Source organism: Caballeronia temeraria (assembly GCF_001544795.2).
Lineage (GTDB): Bacteria > Pseudomonadota > Gammaproteobacteria > Burkholderiales > Burkholderiaceae > Caballeronia > Caballeronia temeraria.
Genome location: NZ_FCOI02000032.1, coordinates 70,975 through 89,346, shown reverse-complemented (window position 1 = coordinate 89,346; position 18,372 = coordinate 70,975). Strand labels below are relative to the sequence as shown.

15 protein-coding genes are annotated in these 18,372 nt (G+C 62.7%); 4 read left to right on the top strand and 11 right to left on the bottom strand.

Annotated elements, in window-relative coordinates; translation table 11 throughout:
• Positions 1-272: 272 nt before the first annotated feature.
• The 3 genes from AWB76_RS31605 to AWB76_RS41745 all read right to left on the bottom strand — a co-directional run bounded on the left by AWB76_RS31605 (position 273) and on the right by AWB76_RS41745 (position 3,638).
• Positions 273-647: a DUF4148 domain-containing protein gene (locus AWB76_RS31605; RefSeq protein WP_061164047.1), complete on the bottom strand. Its 375-nt coding sequence runs from the start codon at positions 645-647 to the stop codon at positions 273-275.
• A 315-nt stretch (positions 648-962) separates the two neighbouring features.
• A complete protein-coding gene (locus AWB76_RS31600; protein WP_096031379.1) occupies positions 963-3,392 on the bottom strand; it encodes a penicillin acylase family protein in 2,430 nt (809 codons plus the stop codon).
• Positions 3,393-3,467: 75 nt separating this feature from the next.
• Positions 3,468-3,638 carry a hypothetical protein gene (locus AWB76_RS41745; RefSeq protein ID WP_167357796.1) on the bottom strand — a complete coding sequence of 57 codons (171 nt, stop codon included), beginning with the start codon at positions 3,636-3,638 and terminating at the stop codon, positions 3,468-3,470.
• Positions 3,639-3,875: 237 nt separating this feature from the next.
• Here AWB76_RS41745 and AWB76_RS31595 point away from each other — a divergent pair, with 237 nt between their 5' ends.
• From AWB76_RS31595 to AWB76_RS31580, 4 genes are read left to right on the top strand one after another with little or no spacing between them, the layout of a single operon-like run.
• Entirely contained in the window at positions 3,876-4,832 is a 957-nt protein-coding gene (locus AWB76_RS31595; protein WP_061164045.1) for an HlyD family secretion protein, read from the top strand.
• Positions 4,829-5,773 (top strand): ABC transporter ATP-binding protein, encoded by a 945-nt coding sequence (locus AWB76_RS31590; protein ID WP_061164040.1) that lies wholly within the window; start codon positions 4,829-4,831, stop codon positions 5,771-5,773. The genes AWB76_RS31595 and AWB76_RS31590 overlap by 4 nt, the downstream gene beginning before the upstream one ends.
• Complete coding sequence (locus AWB76_RS31585) at positions 5,770-6,930, top strand: ABC transporter permease (protein ID WP_061164039.1); 1,161 nt, start codon at positions 5,770-5,772, stop codon at positions 6,928-6,930. Before AWB76_RS31590 ends, AWB76_RS31585 begins: the two co-directional genes overlap by 4 nt.
• A 10-nt stretch (positions 6,931-6,940) precedes the next feature.
• On the top strand, positions 6,941-8,380 hold the full coding sequence (locus tag AWB76_RS31580; protein ID WP_061164038.1) for an efflux transporter outer membrane subunit: 1,440 nt from the start codon (positions 6,941-6,943) through the stop codon (positions 8,378-8,380).
• On the opposite strand, the gene AWB76_RS31575 is transcribed toward AWB76_RS31580, so the two are convergent.
• Genes AWB76_RS31575 through kce form a run of 8 tightly spaced genes read right to left on the bottom strand, consistent with a single transcriptional unit; the run spans position 8,373 to position 18,361 of the window.
• The gene (locus AWB76_RS31575; RefSeq protein WP_061164037.1) at positions 8,373-9,902 is read right to left on the bottom strand and encodes a class I adenylate-forming enzyme family protein; all 1,530 of its coding nucleotides are present in this window, start codon (positions 9,900-9,902) and stop codon (positions 8,373-8,375) included. The two genes, AWB76_RS31580 and AWB76_RS31575, sit on opposite strands and share 8 nt — an antisense overlap.
• A 51-nt stretch (positions 9,903-9,953) precedes the next feature.
• The gene (locus AWB76_RS31570) at positions 9,954-10,856 is read right to left on the bottom strand and encodes an SMP-30/gluconolactonase/LRE family protein (protein WP_061164036.1); all 903 of its coding nucleotides are present in this window, start codon (positions 10,854-10,856) and stop codon (positions 9,954-9,956) included.
• A gap of 13 nt (positions 10,857-10,869) precedes the next feature.
• Entirely contained in the window at positions 10,870-11,814 is a 945-nt protein-coding gene (locus AWB76_RS31565) for a 3-hydroxyacyl-CoA dehydrogenase (protein WP_061164035.1), read from the bottom strand.
• Between the two features lie 27 nt (positions 11,815-11,841).
• Positions 11,842-13,941 carry an ABC transporter permease subunit gene (locus AWB76_RS31560; protein WP_061164034.1) on the bottom strand — a complete coding sequence of 700 codons (2,100 nt, stop codon included), beginning with the start codon at positions 13,939-13,941 and terminating at the stop codon, positions 11,842-11,844.
• Between the two features lie 10 nt (positions 13,942-13,951).
• Positions 13,952-15,463: a sugar ABC transporter ATP-binding protein gene (locus tag AWB76_RS31555; protein ID WP_061164033.1), complete on the bottom strand. Its 1,512-nt coding sequence runs from the start codon at positions 15,461-15,463 to the stop codon at positions 13,952-13,954.
• Between the two features lie 9 nt (positions 15,464-15,472).
• A complete protein-coding gene (locus AWB76_RS31550; RefSeq protein WP_061164032.1) occupies positions 15,473-16,600 on the bottom strand; it encodes a sugar ABC transporter substrate-binding protein in 1,128 nt (375 codons plus the stop codon).
• A gap of 40 nt (positions 16,601-16,640) precedes the next feature.
• Entirely contained in the window at positions 16,641-17,414 is a 774-nt protein-coding gene (locus AWB76_RS31545; RefSeq protein WP_061164044.1) for an N-acyl homoserine lactonase family protein, read from the bottom strand.
• Between the two features lie 14 nt (positions 17,415-17,428).
• A complete protein-coding gene (gene kce, locus AWB76_RS31540) occupies positions 17,429-18,361 on the bottom strand; it encodes a 3,5-dioxohexanoate:acetyl-CoA acetone transferase (protein ID WP_061164031.1) in 933 nt (310 codons plus the stop codon).
• Positions 18,362-18,372 lie beyond the last annotated feature (11 nt).

Genomic DNA, 18,372 nt, shown 5'->3' with positions numbered 1-18,372 from the left:
CCGAAGAACCGGCCGCACTCGCTATCAAGCGCCCACACTTATCGGCTGTTAGTTTTTAAAGAGCACATCGCAAGACCGTCTAACTTCACTACCGTCTTGCGTCGCTGCATCAGCAGCAGAGAAACGAGATTATGGCGGGCCGATGACGTCTTCGCAAGCCCCTCACGCAAATTATTTTTGGAGCCGCCGCTTGCATCGGAAAACCCAGAGAAGCGCGAGGAGCCGTGCCCGAACTCCCCCGCCCGACGATCGCCCAAAATTCGCCCGATAAATCAACTTCCAAAAAACGGCGTGCAGAAACTCGCCGGCCCGACGCAGTCCGACGTCGACATCGAACCATGCGTCATGGACATAGGCGCGCGCATCGGGCCTGAGCCCGAAGCGGCGCCACCGGCGTGGGTACCGCCATACGCTTCATTGGCTTCGGTCGCGTTTTGCTGCGCGGCGACCTTGGCTTCCGCTGCCTGGATATCGGAGGGATAGTTGGCCTGTTCACCCGTGGCAGGCGAATAGCCGGCCTGCTCGAGCTGGACGAGTTCGGCCTTGACTTGTGCGCGCGTCAAGGGAGCGTTCTGACTCTGCGCGAAAACGAACGTGGGCGCGGCGACCACGACGAGAGACACGACAGCTTTAGCGATGGCGTTCATGATGTTCACTCCGACAGAAAGGTTGACCGGATCGCACGCGATCCACAAACCTCATCGAACGCACAGGGCCCTTGCGCGGCTTCGACTCACTCGACCTAGGTTTCAAGCGTAGAGGCTTCGATTGGTTAACCCGGGTACGTGGCGTTCTATTCCCACGCCGGAGAGGAGAAAAGAGAAGAAACGCGGAGGACGAACCGGATGAGGAGTCCGGCGAGGCGCCAGCCAGCACCCGTCCACCGCATTCGCATTGTGACGAACCGCGGCGCGAAGATCATCACCACCCTCGCTGAAGATGCCTTGCCGATCCGGCAACAATCACTCTCGATGCGCGTCCGGCACCAGATGTACGCGTTTTTCCGTCGCGGCTTCGACAGCCGAGCGCGAGTACAGCAGCGGGAAGTACTGTCCGCCGAGCCACATCTGCGCGAGATCGCGATAGTGCGGGCTATCCGGATCGCCCGACTCGCCCGGCAGATTCACGGCGCGCGAGTTGTCCCAGTTGCCGACATCGACGATCACGCGAAACGACGGCCCGTTGGTCTCGCGGAAATCGCTCGCGCGATACGTCGACTGATTCGGCGTATAGGCACTGCCGCCCTTTCCTGTCGGCCCGACATTGAGCTTCGCGCGCATGTCAGCATCGACGACATCGGCCAGAGGATGCGCGTTCAGGTTCGTCTGCAGCTTGCCCCATCGCCACTGGCTTGCATCGGCGCCTTGCAGATGCTGCATCTCCGCATAGGCATCGTGCAGGCTCGAGAGCAGCACGGCATCGCGTTTCGCTTGCGCGTTCTCCCCGAAGCGCGTTTCGGGACGTTCGAGCGTATCGAGCATCACGGCCGTATCGGGTGCGCCGAACGATGCCGCCGCGTTCTTCGGCAACACAGCTTCCTTGAACGTGCGCCCGAGATGCCGCGAAAGCCACACTTCTTCGAGTGCAGCCTGCGGCGAATCCGCGCCCATGTGCGCGTCCCAGCCCTTGAGCATCGCGAGCGCGGCGCGCGTGCTCTCATCATCGCTTGAAAGCGGCACAAGCAATGCGACGAGCCTGCGCGCCGGAATCGAAACGATATCGTTCTGCAAACGCTCCGAGTCTTCGATCGACACCTTGGGCAGCGACTTCAACACTTCATCGATGCGCTGATGCCGCGATCCATTGGTCCATTCGAAGCCGAGCTTGCGCTCCGCGTACGGATAACCCGGCGGCAGATTCATTTCATTCGACGTCGTGAAGTAGGCCTGCGCCGGGTTATAGACCGAAGGCATTGCATCGCGCGGCCAAAAGCCTGCCCACTCATAGCGGCCATCGCCTGGCACTGGCATGAGGCCGTCCCAGTTCGGGCGCATCGGCGCAAGACCACTCGGCACCCAGCCGATATTGCCATCCTTGTCGGCATAAACCTGATTCACCGTCGGCGCGCCCCATGTCGCGAGCGACGCCTTGAATTGCGCGTAGTTCTTCGCACGCATGTAACGCATCGAATCGAAGTAAGGCGACATGCCCGGCGATAGCCACGCCGTGCGCACCGCGAACGCGCGATGCTTGCCCTCTTCCGTGTAGATCACGGGACCATGCCGCGTGAAGAGCAGATCGGCGGTGACGGGGGCGCCATCGCGCACGGCGATCTGCTCACGCACGACGCGCATCGGCTCCCACTTGCCCTTGTATCGATACTGACGCGGATTCGCCGGATTCAGCTCATACACATAGAGATCTTCCTGATCGATATTGAAGATCGTGAGCCCATAAGCGATGGAACCGTTATGCCCGATCGAAATGCCCGGCGCCGAAGGCTCGCCCCCGCCGATGATATCGAGCGTCGGCGTGCTGATCTGTTGAATGTAGCGAAGGCTCGGCGCAGCATAGGCGCGATGCGGATCGTTGGCCATGATCGCGCGGCCGGTCGCCGATTTCGATGGCGCGATCACCCAGTTGTTGCTGCCTTCGGTGACTTCCTCGGGATTCTCGGCTGCGGCGATCATCGTGGTCGATGCATCCGCGCTCTTCATCGACTCCTTCGTCACTCGCACGCCCTGTGTCGCGAGCGTGAAGACTTTGAGCACGTCATCGGGAAGACAGGGATCGAGACCTGCGGGCATTTGCGCTTTCCATTGCGGCTGCAGGCCGAAACGAATGGCATCCGCGTCGAGCGAACTCTTGCACGCGACCCGCGCACGCGCTACTTCACTCGTCAGATTGCGCGTGAGGCCGTGACTGCGAATGCGCACAATATCGTCAGCATTCCATTTCGCGGGCCAATAGCCGATCTTGCGAAATTCATAGGGCATGCGATCCGGATGCGCGGCAAGCCAGTCGATATACGCATTCACGCCGGCGGCGAAGCGCGTGGCGGCGGGCTTTGCATCGGGACCGTAGCGTTGCCATTCGGTGGCCATGTCGCCGCGATAAAGAAAGAGCCGTGTCGCCTTGTCCTGTTCCACGTATGCAGGACCAAACACTTCCGAGAGTTCGCCGAGTCCGCGTCTGCGCCAGAGATCGATCTGGAACATGCGGTCACGCGCGGCATTGAAGCCTTGCACGAAGAACGCGTCGCTATCGTTGGCCGCGAAGATATGCGGTACGCCCCAGCGGTCGATCAGAATGTCCGATGGCTGCGAAAGACCCGCCACGGCGATCGTTTCGTCGCCTGGTGTGTCTGCGAATGCCGTTTGCGCACCGAGCGATGCGATCAATGACGCGCCTGTCATCAGCGCAAGCAGGCGTTGCCCTTTCTTTCCCTTCATATTGGCGTCTCCGTCTTTTTTTACTTCTCGATTCTTATCACGCGGATAGTGCAGTGGAGCCCACGATGACGCGCGTCATTCGTCCTGACGCGACTGCTCCTGCAAAGCCGTGTCGCGGATCACTTCCGCGAACTTTTCCAGCGCCTGCAGCGGACCACTTACGCTGTTGTATTCCTGTGTGCCGATGCGCCCTTCGAGCACAACGGAGAAACCGCAATCCTGCGCAATCTTCAAAAGTTTATCCATATCGAATTCGCCTGATGTCGCTCTCGTCGCAGCACACGTAATGCCCGCTCGGGCTTTCGTCGTACTTTCATCGATGCCGCTGCTCCACCTGTAATTTTTACTCGCGCCGCCTATTCTTGTCTTGACGCGCATGTGCGTGCGACTCACCGCCGCTGCGCTTGACAGCGAGGACTTGCCTCGCGTATTGTTTGGTAGACCAACCAAGACATGAAAACATCCACGTTCACGGAGCGCGCCATGAGCCGAATCGCCGCCATTCCGATCTGCCTGCTTTTCGCCACGGCACTCGCGGCGTGCTCTCATCAGGATCGCGACATCTATCAGGGTTATGTCGAGGGAGAATTTGTCTATCTCGGCTCGTCGCAGTCCGGCAAGCTCACGGCGTTGAGCGCCGCGCGAGGCCAGACACTGAAAGCGGGCACGAGCACGTTCGCGCTCGAATCCGTCGATGAAACCGCCGCGCTCGATCAGGCCCAGCGTCAACTCACGGCGGCGCAATCGCAACTGGAAGACATCCTCACGGGAAAACGCGCGCCGGAAGTCGCATCGGTGCGCGCGCAACTCGCTCAGGCACGCGCGAACGCGCGCAAGGCCGCGTTGCAGTTGAGCCGTGACGAAGCGCAGTTCAGCGCAGGCGGCATCGCCAAAGGACAACTCGACGATTCGCGCGCCAATGCCGATGCCACCGCCGCGCAAGTGCGAGACCTCGCCGAACAAGTCGACATCGCACGGCTGCCGGGCCGTCCGCAACAGATCGCGGCGCAACGGTCGCAAGTCGCCGCTGCGCAGGCCTACGTCGCTCAGGCGCAATGGAAGGTCGATCAGAAGCGCGTCGCGGCGCCGGCGGACGGACTCGTGTACGACACGCTCTATCGCGTCGGAGAATGGGTTCAGGCAGGCAGTCCCGTCGTGCAGATGCTGCCGCCGCAGAACGTGAAGGTGCGCTTCTTCGTGGCGGAGAGCGTGGTCGGCAGCCTCGCGACAGGACGCGCCGTATCGATTCATTGCGACGGCTGCGCGGCGGACGTACCTGCGACGATCACCTATGTGTCCAATCAGGCCGAATACACGCCGCCGGTCATCTATAGCAACGAGAATCGCTCGAAGCTCGTGTTCATGGTCGAGGCGCATCCTCAACCCGCCGATGCGCCGAAGCTTCATCCCGGCCAACCCGTCGCCGTGAGGTTGCAATGAGCGCGCAGGACACGCCCTACGTCATCGACGTACACAATCTCAACAAGCACTTCGGCGACAAGCACGTCGTCAACGATGTGTCCTTGCAAGTCGCGCGCGGCGAAATCTTCGGCTTTCTCGGCCCGAACGGCAGCGGCAAGACGACCTGCATCCGCCTGATGTGTGGCCTGCTCACGCCCGACTCGGGCAGCGGCACGTGTCTCGGCCATGACATCGTGCGCGAAAGCGAAGAGATCAAGCGCAACGTCGGCTATATGACGCAGCGTTTCTCGTATTGGGAAGACCTGACGATTCGCGAGAATCTCGACTTCGTCGCGCGTATCTATCAGATGAGCAATCGCCGCGAGACGGTGGATCGCGCGCTCGAAGCGCTCGGCCTGCAGAGCCGCGCGAGTCAACTGACGGGCTCGCTTTCAGGCGGATGGAAGCAGCGTCTCGCGCTTGCCGCATGCATGCTGCACGAGCCGAAGCTGCTGTTGCTCGATGAACCGACCGCGGGCGTCGATCCCACCGCGCGGCGCGATTTCTGGGAAGAGCTGCATCGGCTGGCGGCGAAGGGCATCTCGGTACTCGTCAGCACGCACTACATGGACGAAGCCGAGCGCTGCCACAAGCTCGCGTATATCGCGTACGGCAAACTGCTCGCGCAAGGCACCGCGAACGAGGTGATCGCGTCGCAAAACCTCGCGACGTGGAGCATACACGGCGAGCATCTGAGCGCGCTGTCGGAACGCTTGCGCAAGACGCCCGGCATCGATCAGACGGTCGTGTTCGGCTCCGCCTTGCACGTGAGCGGCAGCGATCACGCCGCGCTCGAACGAGCCGTTCGCGATGCGACGAGAGACGGCGCGACGCACGCCGAGCCCATCGAAACCGGACTCGAAGACGTGTTCATCTATCTGATGAGCCGATCCACCGATAACTTCAAGGTGACGTCATGAAGGCTCGCGGACCACTCGCGATATTCGCGCGCTTCTCGGTCACGCGCTGGTGGAGCATCGTCACCAAGGAGTTTTTGCAGTTGCGGCGCGATCGCATCACGTTCGGCATGATCGTCGGCTTGCCGATCGTGCAGCTCGCGCTCTTCGGCTATGCGATCAACACCGACCCGAAGCATTTGCCGACGGCCGTGATCGTCGGCGATCAAAGTCCGTTCTCGCGCAGCTTCATCGCGGCGATGGAGCATTCCGATTACTTCGATATCGTCGACACGCTGCCCGACGATGCCGCCGGCCGCCGCGCGCTCGCGCAAGGCCGCGTGCTTTTCGTGCTCAACATTCCCGTCGATTTCTCGCGCAAGCTGTTGCGCGGCGAGCGGCCGGCCTTGCTCGTCGAAGCGGACGCCACCGATCCGAATGCAGTGAGCAAAGCGAGCAACGCGCTTTCATCGCTCGTGCAGTCCGTTGCCGACAAAGACATCACCGGCCCGCTCGCGCATCTGAATGCGACGCCCGCCGCATTCGACGTGCAAGTCCACAACCTCTACAACCCCGAAGGCATCACGCAATACAACGTCGTGCCGGGTTTGATGGGCGTGATCCTCACGATGACGCTCGTCATGATGACCGGCCTCGCGATGACGCGCGAACGCGAACGCGGCACGATGGAGAATCTGCTCGCCACGCCCGTGCGCCCCGTCGAAGTGATGACGGGCAAGATCGTGCCTTACGTGTTCATCGGCCTCATACAGGCGACGATCATTTTGGTCGCCACGCGCTTCGTGTTTCATGTGCCGCTCGTCGGCAATCCATTTGCGATCTATCTCGCCGCGCTGCTGTTCATTGCCGCGAATCTGACGGTAGGCATCACGTTGTCATCGCTCGCGCAGAACCAGCTTCAGGCGATGCAACTGACGATGTTCTATTTTCTTCCGAACATCCTTCTGTCGGGCTTCATGTTCCCGTTTGCGGGTATGCCCAAGTGGGCGCAGTTCATCGGCAATCTGCTGCCGCTCACGTACTTCAACCGACTGATACGCGGCATCCTTCTCAAGGGCAACGGCTGGGCGGATCTGTGGCCTTCAGTCTGGCCGATGGCGCTCTTCACCGCCATCGTGATGGGCATTGCGTTGCGCTTCTACCGGCGCACGCTCGACTAGGGAAACGTCGATGAAAAAGATCATTCCCCTCTGCGCGCTCGTGTTGTGCGGCTGCACCGTCGGCCCCGACTTCCACGCGCCCGCAGCGCCCGATACGCAGACCTACGTCAAGACGTCCTCGTCGACGCAAGGCTCGCCCGCAGCCGATCATGCGTTACCGTTCTGGTGGACCCAGTTCGGTTCCGATGCATTGAACCGTCTCGTCGATCGCGCATTGAACGACAGTCCCACGCTCGAGCAGGCGCGCGCGAAGCTCTTGCAGGCACGCGAGGACTACCACGCGCAAGCGGGCGCGACGTACTTCCCCGCCGTCGACGCCTCGCTCTCCGGCACGCGTCAGAAAGTCGATCCTGCCGCGTTCGGCGTGCCGATTCCGAGCCCCGGCCCATTCACGCTCTACGATGCATCGGTGAGTGTTTCATACACGCTGGACGTCTTCGGCGGCGAGCGGCGCGCGCTGGAAGCATTGCGCGCGCAGGTGGACTACCAGTCCTTCGAGCTCGACGCGGCACGTCTTTCGATCGCGGGCAATGTCGTATCCACAGCGATCCGGCGCGCTTCGCTACAGCAGCAGATCACGCTCACCGAGCGTCTCGTCGATGCACAAACACGGCAACTGTCCATCATGCAAGGCCGGCTCGATGCGGGCGGCGTAGCGACGTTCGATGTTCGCAGCCAGCGCACGCTCGTCGAGCAGACGCGCGCAAGCCTGCCCGCGCTCGTCACGCAACGCGAGCAAGCCGATCATCGGCTCGCGGTATTGTTGGGCGTCGAGCCGTCCAAAGCCGAATTCGATGCGATCACGCTCGATTCGCTTCATCTGCCGGATAACGTTCCGCTCGTCCTGCCTTCGACGCTCGCGCGCGAACGCCCCGATATCCGCGCGTCGGAAGCGCTGCTGCATCAGGCGAGCGCGAATGTCGGCGTCGCGACAGCCGATCTCTATCCGAAGTTTTCGCTCTCGGCGGGCGTCGGCAGTCAGCGCACCAACATCCACGACGTGCTCAACAATCTCAACGTCTGGAACTTCGGGCTGAACCTCACGCAACCGCTCTTTCATGGCGGCGAATTGCGCGCGAAGAAGCGTTCGTCGGAAGCGGCCTACGATGCAGCCGTGCAAGCCTATCGACAAACCGTGCTGGACGCGCTGCAACAAGTCGCCGATAGCCTGACCGCGCTGCAAAACGACACCGATGCCTTGCGCTCACGCGAAATCGCGGCGCACGAGGCACAAGCGAATCTCGACACAACCAATGCGCGCTATAGGGCGGGCGGCGTCAGCCGCTTCGATCTTTTGGACACGCAACGTCAGGCCTTGCAGACGCAACTCGATTACGCGCTTGCGCAAGCCAGCCGTCTCTCGGACACGGCCGCACTCTTCCAGTCGCTCGGTGGCGCAGGCGAGGACACGAAAGCGGCGGGCAAACCGCTTGCCTCCGCGACTAATTAGCGAGCTTCCCGAGCTGATGCTTGAGAACCTTGCCGCTCGCCGATACGGGCAACGCGTCGAGTATGCGAATCGACGAAGGCCGCTTGTACGGCGCGAGCCGCTCGCTCACCCACTGCGCGAGTTCCGGTTCGTTCGCGACGCAACCCGGCCTCAGTTCGACGAAAGCCAGCACGTCCTCATTGCCCTGCACGCTGCGTCCGATCACGGCGGAATGCAGCACGGCAGGATGACTGTTGAACGCCTGCTCCACTTCGGCGGGATACACGTTGAAGCCCGAGCGGATGATGAGCTCCTTGCTGCGCCCGACGATATACAGATTGCCGTTTTCGAAGCGCGCGAGATCGCCCGTCTTGAGCCAGCCGTCGTTCGTCACCGTGGCCGCAGTCTGCACCGGATCGCGGTAATAACCGAGCATCACGTTCGGGCCGCGCACCCATAGCTCGCCGGTATCGTCGGCGTCGCGCTGTTGGGCGAGCGGCGCGATGCGCGCCTCGACACCCGGAATCAACGGACCGACGGACGAATCGCTCGCCGGCGCGTCGAGCAGTGTGTTCGACACGGTCGGGCTACTTTCGGTCATGCCGTAACCATTGTGCAGGGGCACGCCATAGAACGCTTCGGCCGCGGCCTTGAGCGTCATGTCGAGTGGCGAGCCGCCGCAATAGACGAAGCGCAACGACGGCGCGTTCAGGCCGCCGCGCGGCGTGAAATGATCGATCAGCTTCGCATGCATCGCGGGCACGCCCTGAAAGATCGTCATGCGCTCGTCACTGAGCACGCGCCCCGCGCGTTCTGCATCGAAACGCGCTGCAAGACGCAACGACGCGCCCGCATACAGCGAGCCGAGGCACATGGAAGCGAGGCCGAACACATGCGAAATCGGCAGGACGGCATACACGCGATCGCTGGAACCGACGCGACGCAGCATGCTCGACACCGCCGCGACGAACAGCAGATTGCGATGCGACAACATCACGCCCTTCGGCGTGCCCGTGGTTCCTGTCGTGTAGATGAGCGCCGCGCACTGCTTGTCCGATGACAGTCCGTGCGGCTCCTCTTGCGACGCTGCATCGGCCTCGCTCAACGCGAATGCGCCGATCGGCGTGGCATCGAGCACTTCGGCCACGGCGCCGTCGCGTTGCGCGTGACGCGCGGCATCGTCGGAGGCTTCGACGGTATAGAACGCGATGCGCGGTCTCGCATGCGCACGGATCGCATCGAGTTCGACGGTGGACAGTCGCGCATTCGCGATGAGCGCCCACGCATCGAGGCGGCTGACCGCAAAGAGCGATGCGACGAGCGCAACGCTGTTCTCGCCGATCAACATGACGCGATCGCCGGCTCGCACGCCCGCAGCCTTGAGACGCGCGGCGAGCGCATCGACAGCGTGATCGAGTTGCGCGTATGTCAGCGTGCGCGCGTCCTCATGCAACGCGATGTGATCGGAATGCGCCTTCGCGCCGCGCGAGACGATCGCGTCGATGCGCGTCGGCAGCGACGCGAGAAGCGGGTTCGTATCCATGTCGAGCGATATCGTTCGTGACCGTGAGGCTCAAATGATATCGCTCATGCATCATCCTGCGAAACGCGGTTCCGGAATGCCGCGCACGCCTAGCCCCGTCACCGCGAAAAGGCCGCCCTTGTCGCGCTCTTTCTGCGGAATGCCCCACATCGGGCGGCCCATCGTCGAGACATAGAGAATGTCGAGATTCGGCCCGCCGAACATCACGCTCGTCAGATTGCGCACCGGAAACGGCACGACGCGATCGAGCCTGCCATCGGGTGAGAAGCGCAGAATGCGCCCGCCGAACACGAGCGCCGACCAGACATAGCCTTGTTCGTCGACGGTCGCGCCATCGAACGTTCCCGCCATATCGTGCGCGGATACGAACAGGCGTTTATTGGTCGCGGCACCGGTTTCGATGTCGTAGTCGTACGCGTACATCTCCTTGCTGTATGTATCCGTGAAATAGAACGTCTTGTTGTCCGGGCTCCAGCACGGCCCGTTCGAGCAACTGATGCCGCTGTCGAGCCGCGTGACCTTGCGGTCGGTATCGAGCCGGTAAAGGCCGCCGCTGCGCGTCGAGCGCTGGCCGCGATCGGCGTCGTAGCGATCGAAGTCGTAAGACATGGTGCCCGCGATGAAACGTCCACGCCGGTCCACTTTGCCGTCGTTGAAGCGCGTCTCGGGATCGTCGCTTTCCGGATCGGCGATGAACTGCACGGTCTGCGCGTCGAAGTCATAGAAATGCAGGCCATTCGCGAGCGCGACGACCGCGCCGCCTTGCTCGCGCAGCGCCATCGAACCGATGTGACGCGGCACGAAAAAGCGCTTCACGTCGCTGCCATCCGCGCGGCAGCTATAGATTTCCGCAGCCGTGCTGTCGATCCAGTACAGCCGTTCCTCCTTCACGTCCCAAAGCGGTCCTTCCCCGAGATGATTGTTCGCATCGACCAGCAAGCGTACTTCGGCCATCTTCGTCTCCTTATCAGGCTTCACCGTCCTCGATATCTTGCCGATGTGCAAGCAGCGCCATCAGACGCCGATCGCGCCAGCGGCTGCGTTCTTCGATCCGATCGCGCGGCAGCACGGCGCGCCGTTCGGCATCGAGCTTACCGAGCGTCTCGGCGGACCAATCGAACGGCTTGCGCCCCGCCGCAATGCTTTTGTACGTGCCGCCGTAACGCGCGGCGTAATCGGCCACGCCGCCGGGCGCGTTCAGATCGATCGTTTCGAATGGTCCCATGAACGACCAGCGCATCGCGAGTCCGTCGCGGATCACGGTGTCGAGATCGGCGGCGCTCGCATAACCTTGCTCGTAAAGGCTCAACGCTTCGTCGAGCAATGCGCCTTGCAGACGGTTGAGCAGAAAACCCGATATCTCGCGGTTGACGGTCACGGGCTTTTGCTTCGCAATCTCGTAGATGGCGCGAGCGCGTTCCATCGCGTCCGGCGAGGTCCACGGCGCGCCGCACAACTCGACGAGCGGCACGAGCGACGGCGGATTCACCGGATGCGCGACGAGGCAGCGTGCGCGGCCTTCGATGCCTTCCGTGAACGTCGATGCCGGCAAGCCCGATGTCGAACTCGCGAGAATGGCATCGGGCTTCGTGAGCCGATCCAGTTCGACGAACAACGCGCGTTTCGCTTCCACCACTTCCGCGATGTTCTCCTGCACGAGGTCGGCGTCCGCGACGGCATCGGCGAGGCGTTCGCATGCGGTGATACGAGCGACGATCGTATCGACGGATTCATCGATCAGACCGAACGACGCCAGATCCTGCACGCTTTCACGTATCGCGGGAATCGCACCGCCGAGCATCTCCTTCGATGCATCGTGAATCGTCACGTGGAAGCCGCTCTTCGCAAAGACGATCGTCCACGCGCGGCCGATGCGCCCTGAACCGATCACCGCAATGTTTTTCGCTTGCATCTGTAGCTGTTCCTCGTTCGAATTGATTTAGCCTTTCTTGTCCCGCAACGTGATCACCGCCGCCAGCACGACGAGCCCGTTGATGATGTCGCGCACCGCGGGCGGCACCGTGGTCCCCGCGAGCAATGTCCCGAGTGCCGTGAGCAGCAGCGCGCCGCCGAACACGCCGAGATAGTGCCCGCGTCCGCCGGTGATCAGTGCGCCGCCGACCACGACCACGGCAATCGACGGCAGCAGATATGGATCGCCCATGCCGAGAAACGCCTGCGAGCTGAATCCCGCGAGCAGGAGGCCGACGACGGCGGAGCACAGACCCGAGAGGCAATACACGGCGATCAGCGTCGTGCCCACACGCACGCCGGACAGCTTCGCCGCGACCGGCGAATTGCCGACCGCATACACGCGCCGCCCGAACGGCGTGCGATGCAGCAGCAACAACGCGATCACGAGAAACACCGGCACGCTCCACGCCGCGAGCGAGAGCGGCCCGAAGCGCTCATTGGTGAATTCGCTGATCGTCGATGGCGACCATCCTTGCGGCGAGCCGTTGCAATAGATCAGCGTCAGACCTTGCAGCAATCCGTTTGCCGCGAGCGTGACGACGATCGGCGGCAAGCCGAGCATCACGACGCCCACGCCGTTGAACACGCCAACGAGCAAGCCGACGAAGAGCACCATCGGCACCGCCCAGGCAGCCGCGCCGTTCACGCCGTGCGTGAGTCCCGTCAACAGCACGCCGGATAGCGTGATGAGCCAGGGCATCGACAGGTCGAGTCCGCCCGTCAGAATCACTGCGCCCTGACCAAGCCCGAGTATCGCGAGAAACAAGGTCAGCGTGAGCAGGCTGCTGTAGAAGTTCGCGCTGACGAGCACGCCCGGGCCATAGACGAAACCCGTGATGACGACCACCGCGAAGAACAGCAGATAGGCCGGCACCACGTACTTGACCCATTCACGATTCCGCTCGATCCAGTCGGCGATCGGACGTCCTTTGAGCTCGGTGTTTTCGACCGGACGATAATCGTCGACTGCGAACTCGACGCGCCGTGCGTGTTTGTCGTCGCGCGCGCGTGTTCCCGTTCGCACCGCTTTGAGCCACTGCGCCGCATGACGCGCGCATTCGTGCGCCGCCGATTGCTTGCCGATCGACGAGCCGAGCACCGCGAGAATCAGGATCACCGCTTCGGCGATCGTCGTGAAGAATGCCGATACGTTCAGCACGAGCAGGATGTTGACCGTGATCATCAGCGTCATCGCGGCGAAGACGGTGCCGACGCACCCGCCGCGCCCGCCGCCGAGCAGCGTGCCGCCGAGCACGACGGCCGTGAACATCGAAAGGAGAAGCGGACGGCCGACGAGCGGATCGGCCGATCCCGTCTGTGCCGATACGTACAATCCCGCCGCGGCGTAGAACATGCCCGCAAGCGCATAGGTCGCGATGCGATACCGCGTGACCGGCATGCCGTTCGCATACGCGCCGTCCGGGTCGCTGCCGAGCGCGTAGAGACCCACGCCGTAGCGCGTGCGCTTGATGAACGACCAGACCAGCAACGCGACGAGCAACAACCCCGCCGACATCGGCAACTTCTCGGGGATGAGGTCGGCGGTAAGCACGGCGCCGAACTGGTCGCCGACGCTGCCGCCCGGCTTGTTCTGGATCAGCAGCGTCAAGCCTTGCACCATGAACATCGTCGCGAGCGTGACGACGATCGATTGCAAGCGAAACCATGCAATCAGCGCGCCGTTCACGAGGCCGATGCCGCCGCCGATCGCGAGGATCAGCGCGGCGCCCGCCCATTGCTCGACGGGCGATCCCTGCACGAACCGCACCGCGAGCACATTGGCGAGCGACACGACCGCCGACGCCGACAGATCGAATCCGCCCGACAGCACGACGATGGTCTGCCCGATCGCCGCGAGCGCGAGCGTGGTCGCGCTCGAAATCACCGATCCGATGTCATAGAGCCCGACGGGCGTCGCGGACAGCGCGACCCATCCGGCAAGCATCGCGAGCAGCGCACTGATCGCGATGATGAGCCCGCGATGATGATCGATGCGCGCCCCGAATCCCACACGCGCGCCCGGCCGCACGACCTCGCTTTCGGGCGACGCAACGGCTATCTTCATGAGCAACCTCTCAGCTGGAAAGCATCTTGCGCATCACGTTCTCTTCGGTCAGCGCGTCGCCGCTCAACTCGCCGGCATTGCGTCCGCGATACATCACCGAAACGCGATCGCACACGTTGACGAGTTCGGGCACGTCCGTCGAATAGAAGAGCACGGCGCCGCCCGCCGCCGCGAACGCGCGCATCAATACGAAGATCTGATGCTTGGTGCCGACGTCGATGCCGCGCGTCGGATCGAACATGAGCCATACACGGCTTTGCGTGAGCAGCCACTTCGCCATCGCGATCTTCTGCTGATTGCCGCCGGAGAACGACAGACACGGCTTGTACAGCGCGCGCGGATTCACTTCCATCTGCGCAAGCGAGCGGCGGATCGCGGCCTGCTCGCGCTTGCGATCGATAAGCCCGAAGCGCGCATAACGGCCGATCACCGGCAGCGACACGTTCTCGCCGCCGGGCAGCCGCAGGAACAAGCCTTCGGTCTTGCGGTCCTCGGGCAGGAAGCTCGTCGATACGCCGGCCTTCAACGAATCCGCCGTCGATGTCAATGTGACCGGTTTGCCGTCGATGCGGATTTCGCCATCGTCGATATAAGCCGCACCGAACAGCGCCTCGAACAGCTCGCGCTGACCCATGCCCTGCAGCGCCGCGATGCCATGCACTTCGCCCGGCTTCACGGAAAGATCGAAATCGCTGACGACGCCATCGACGCGCACGTTGCGTGTTTCGATCGCGGGCGTCGCGTCGCTTGTCACTGACGCGACCTTCGGCGGGTACTTCGCCTCCATCGAGCGGCCGATGACGAGGCGGATCACTTCGTCGTCGGAGATATCGGCGGCGTCGAACGCGCCCACGTCGCGGCCATTGCGATACACCGTGAGGCTGTCGCAGAACTCGCGCACTTCCTGCATGCGATGCGAGATGAACACGAAGGTCACGTCGCTCGCCTTCAGTTCGTCGATGCGACGTGACAGCCACGCGACATCGCGGCCCGACAGCGCCGATGTCGGTTCATCGAGCAGCAGCACCTTCGGTCCGCGGACAATCGCCTTCGCAATCTCGATCTTCTGCCGCACGGGCAAGGAAAGATCGCGGATATACGCGCCGGGACGCACGTCGGACAGTTCGAGCTTGTCCAGCCATTCTGCCGCCTGCCGTTGCGCGTCGCGCTTTCTGATGCGCCCCAGAAAGCCGGCCGGCTCATACGACATCAGCAGATTCTGCGCGACCGTGAGATCGCGCACGAGCGTCATCTCCTGAAACGCCGTCTGCACGCCCGCGCGATGCGCGTCCTTCGGGCTCTTCATCGTCACGTCGCTGCCCATCACGCGGATGCTGCCCGCATCGGGCTGCATCAATCCCGACAGCAGCTTGACCGTGGTGGACTTGCCCGCGCCGTTCTCGCCGAGCAGCGCATGCACCGCGCCGCGCTTCACCGAGAACGACGCGCCATCGAGCGCGACGGTCGCGCCGAAGCGCTTCGTCACCTTCGACAGATCGATCGCCAATGATGCGTCGTTCATCGCGCCGCCTCAGTCCTGATTGCCCGTCAAGGCCGCGTTGAAACCGACTTCTTTCGTGTCTTCCGAGTAGATGTCGGCGAACCAGCCTGGCGGCACCTTGTCCGGCGGGAACGCCGTGCAGCCCGCCTTCAGTTCGTCGATGCTGCCGGTCTTGCAAAGCTTCGATTCCGAAGTCAGGACAAGCGGCAGCTTGAGCGTCACGCGCGCTGGAAAGTCGCCGCCATCGAGCTTCTTCACGGCCATCTTGAGCGCCATTGCACCGGAGTACGGAGGCGCGCCATACGAGATCGAGCGATAGCCGATCGAACGATACGCGCCTTGCCCCTTCACTTCGCCCGGCGGCAGCATCTGCACGCGATGCCCGTTCGACGATTCGCCCGCGCACGGCTTGATCTTGTCATCGGCGATGCCCGCATCGAGCTGCATCGACGCCGCCGTGAAGCAGCCCACCTGCATCCACAGGCCATCGATCTTGTCCCAGCTGTTCGTCGCGAGAATCTTCGAGAGCTCGGTCTTCGCGGTCGCCTGACTCCACATGCCCGTGCCTTCCGCGACGATCTTGATGCCCGGATACTTCGCGAACACGGCCTTCGCCGCTTCAGTGCGCGCGCGGTCGACGGAGGTGCCCGGCACGCCCGTGATCATCACGACATTGCCCTTGCCGTTGATGGTCTTCGCGAGCCATTCGGCGGTGACGGTGCCGGCCTGATGCTGATCGATGGTCACATTGTGCGCGCACGGCTCGGTCACTTCGCCGTCATACGCCGCGACGACGACGCCCTTCGAGCATGCGTTCTTGATCGCGCGATTGAGCGCGGTCGGCGAGATCGGATAGATGACGATGGCCTTCGCGCCCGCCTGCACCATCGAGTTGATCTGCTGGATCTGCTTCTGCGCGTCGGTGCCCGCGACCTGCACTTCGAGATCGACCTTGTCCTTCAGGCCCGGCGTATTGGCCATCGCCTTGACCATGTTCGCGGCTTCGGTCTGCCAGTCGTTTCCGACATAGCTCATCGACAAGAAGATCTTGTATTTGCCGGCCGCGTGCGCCTGCCCCGACACGGCGAGCGCCGCCGCGAACGCGAGGCCGAGCGCGGCTCGCCCCGCATGACGAATCGATTGCGTCAATGCTTTCATGTCTTCCTCCGGTCTTCGTATGGTTATGAAGCGAGCGCTTTCAACTTCGGATGTGCGGCAGACGAGCGCTCGCGGGCAAAGCGATGCCCGCGCTGCCGGGCACGACGTTCGGGTCGTGTCCGGGTATGACGAAATCGGCGATCTGACGGATGCGCGACAGCGAGCCGATCTCCGCGAGCGTTTCATGCACGATGCCCACGGGCACGAGATCGACGATGTTCTCCATGCAGTTCGCGCAATCACCCGCGATCAGCACGACACCGTCGTCCGTATCGACCGCGACGGACTGATGTCCCGGCGTGTGCCCCGGCGTCGGCACGACGCGCACGCCGGGCACGATATCGGTCACGCCGTTCACGAACTGCCAGCGAAAATACGCGAGCGGCTCGCGGCCGATCAGGAACTCCTGGTAATACGTGGCCTGGGTGGGCAGCGGATGGCCCGCGTATTCCCATTCGGCCGCCTGCACGATGAAGCGCGCATTCTTGAAGAGCGTGTTGCCGCCGGAATGGTCGTAGTGCAGATGCGTGTTGATGACGATATCGACGTCATCCGCACTCCAGCCCACATACTCTTTCAACGCGCGTTCGAGCTTCTCTTCGGGCGCCTGATCGCATGGACACACGAAGTTCGATACCCAGCCCGGATCGTGTATGCCCGTATCGACGACGATCTTCTTCTGCGCGCCGACGATCGCCGTCGACCATACGGGCACCTTGATCTGCTGGCCGAAGTAGCGGCCATACACTTGCGACGAGCGGTCGACGGTGAGCCAGCCCGTCGGCATCGCGACTACTTTCAGCTTTGCGCTCACGATGCCCTCCGTCGTCAAAAGTTGGTGTCGCTCGCGCCTTTGAGCTTGAGCATCTCGCGTGCTTCGGCGGGCGTCGCGATATCGAGCGAAAGTCCTTCGATCACCTGACGAATTTTCTTCACCTGCGCCGCGCTCGATTCGGCGAGCTTGCCCGGTTCGATCCACAGCGAATCTTCGAGACCGACACGCACATTCGATCCCTGCGCGACGCCCATCGAGCCGAGCGGAATCTGATGACGTCCCGCGCCGAGAATCGACCACACGTAGTCGTTGCCGAAGAGGCGATCCGCCGTGCGCTTCATGTGCGCGAGATCCTCGGGATGAGGCCCGATGCCGCCCAGCAGACCGAACACGCTCTGCACGAAGAACGGCGGCTTGACGAGCCCGCGATCGACGAAGTGCGCGAGGTTGTACAGATGCGAGATGTCATAGCATTCATGCTCGAAGCGCGTACCGTTATCGCTGCACGACGTGAGGATGTATTCGATATCCGCGAAGGTGTTCTTGAACACCAGATCGCGGCTGTTCTCCAGGTGCTTGCGTTCCCACTCGTACTTGAATTCCTTGAAACGATCGAGCATCGGATAGAGGCCGAAGTTCATCGAACCCATGTTCAGCGACGCCACTTCCGGCTTGAAGTGATGCGCGGGCTTCAGTCGCTCCGCGACGGTCATGTGCGGGCTGCCGCCCGTCGTGATGTTGATGACGGCATCCGTTTCTGCCTTGATGCGCGGCAGAAATTCCTGAAACACCGCAGGGTCCTGCGTCGGATGACCGTCCACGGGATCGCGTGCGTGCAGATGCAGAATCGCGGCGCCTTCCTTCGCGGCCGCGAGCGCGGCATCGCCGATCTGCTGCGGCGTCAACGGGAGATAGGGCGACATCGAAGGCGTATGGATCGCGCCCGTCGGCGCGCACGTGATGATGACCTTGCGTTTCGTTGCCATGTGATCCTCGT

Excerpts from the sequence above, each read along its gene's own strand:
- AWB76_RS31570 (WP_061164036.1), bottom strand. The coding sequence starts at position 10,856 with ATGGCCGAAGTACGCTTGCTGGTCGATGCGAACAATCATCTCGGGGAA.
- AWB76_RS31600 (WP_096031379.1), bottom strand. The coding sequence starts at position 3,392 with ATGAAGGGAAAGAAAGGGCAACGCCTGCTTGCGCTGATGACAGGCGCG.
- AWB76_RS31580 (WP_061164038.1), top strand. The coding sequence starts at position 6,941 with ATGAAAAAGATCATTCCCCTCTGCGCGCTCGTGTTGTGCGGCTGCACC.
- AWB76_RS31555 (WP_061164033.1), bottom strand. The coding sequence starts at position 15,463 with ATGAACGACGCATCATTGGCGATCGATCTGTCGAAGGTGACGAAGCGC.
- AWB76_RS31565 (WP_061164035.1), bottom strand. The coding sequence starts at position 11,814 with ATGCAAGCGAAAAACATTGCGGTGATCGGTTCAGGGCGCATCGGCCGC.
- AWB76_RS31560 (WP_061164034.1), bottom strand. The coding sequence starts at position 13,941 with ATGAAGATAGCCGTTGCGTCGCCCGAAAGCGAGGTCGTGCGGCCGGGC.
- AWB76_RS31605 (WP_061164047.1), bottom strand. The coding sequence starts at position 647 with ATGAACGCCATCGCTAAAGCTGTCGTGTCTCTCGTCGTGGTCGCCGCG.
- AWB76_RS31590 (WP_061164040.1), top strand. The coding sequence starts at position 4,829 with ATGAGCGCGCAGGACACGCCCTACGTCATCGACGTACACAATCTCAAC.
- AWB76_RS31550 (WP_061164032.1), bottom strand. The coding sequence starts at position 16,600 with ATGAAAGCATTGACGCAATCGATTCGTCATGCGGGGCGAGCCGCGCTC.
- AWB76_RS31595 (WP_061164045.1), top strand. The coding sequence starts at position 3,876 with ATGAGCCGAATCGCCGCCATTCCGATCTGCCTGCTTTTCGCCACGGCA.
- AWB76_RS31585 (WP_061164039.1), top strand. The coding sequence starts at position 5,770 with ATGAAGGCTCGCGGACCACTCGCGATATTCGCGCGCTTCTCGGTCACG.
- kce (WP_061164031.1), bottom strand. The coding sequence starts at position 18,361 with ATGGCAACGAAACGCAAGGTCATCATCACGTGCGCGCCGACGGGCGCG.
- AWB76_RS41745 (WP_167357796.1), bottom strand. The coding sequence starts at position 3,638 with ATGGATAAACTTTTGAAGATTGCGCAGGATTGCGGTTTCTCCGTTGTG.
- AWB76_RS31575 (WP_061164037.1), bottom strand. The coding sequence starts at position 9,902 with ATGGATACGAACCCGCTTCTCGCGTCGCTGCCGACGCGCATCGACGCG.